We start from the raw sequence: 859 nt of genomic DNA on the forward strand, positions 1-859 counted from the left end.
AAACGATCCTCGCCATCTTCACCGGCATATAATGCTTCATCAATGGTGATACTTGCTATTGAATAATCGTCTGGACAAGTTGAATTCGCATCTGCAGGACTTACTGTGTAAGTAAAGGTATAAGTACCAAAACCAAGACTGCTAAAGTCTACCATGGTTGGATCACTAAGATCTACACCACTACCATCAGTATCCGCCCAGCTACCACCGGGCTCCTCGTCTGTAATAATAGTGAACAGATCTATTGAGGACAATCCAGTATCATCTTCACAATATTCAGCACTACCATCTACTCCTGCATATACAGGTTCATCAATTACAATCTCTACTTCAGAACTGTCAGCAAGACATTCAGATCCCTCACCAGGTGTTACTGTATAAGTGAAAGTATATGAACCGGCAACCAGACCGGTAAAATCAACCATCGTTGGATCACTGATATCTACTCCGCTGCCATCTGTGTCAGCCCAGATACCACCAGCATCCTCATTGGCAATAAGATCAAAGAGATTTACTGCATCCTTGCCCTCATCTCCCTCACAAAAACGATCATCGCCATCTTCACCAGCATATAATGCTTCATCAATGGTGATACTTGCTATCGAATAATCATCAGGACAAGTTGAATTCGCATCTGCAGGACTTACTGTGTAAGTAAAGGTATAAGTACCAAAACCAAGACTGCTAAAGTCTACCATGGTTGGATCACTAAGATCCACACCACTGCCATCAGTATCCGCCCAGCTACCACCAGGCTCCTCGTCTGTAATAATAAAGAACAGATCTATTGAGGACAATGCACTATCATCTTCACAATATTCAGCACTACCATCTACTCCTGCATATACAGGTTCATCAA

The 859-nt window shown here is 42.6% G+C and carries 1 pseudogene; it reads right to left on the minus strand.

Going from position 1 to position 859, the window contains the following annotated elements:
* Positions 1-859: pseudogene (locus LA313_RS11150) on the minus strand (hypothetical protein); the annotation flags it as partial.

Origin of the sequence: Salinimicrobium sediminilitoris (genome assembly GCF_020866905.1) — a bacterium.
GTDB classification, from domain to species: domain Bacteria; phylum Bacteroidota; class Bacteroidia; order Flavobacteriales; family Flavobacteriaceae; genus Salinimicrobium; species Salinimicrobium sediminilitoris.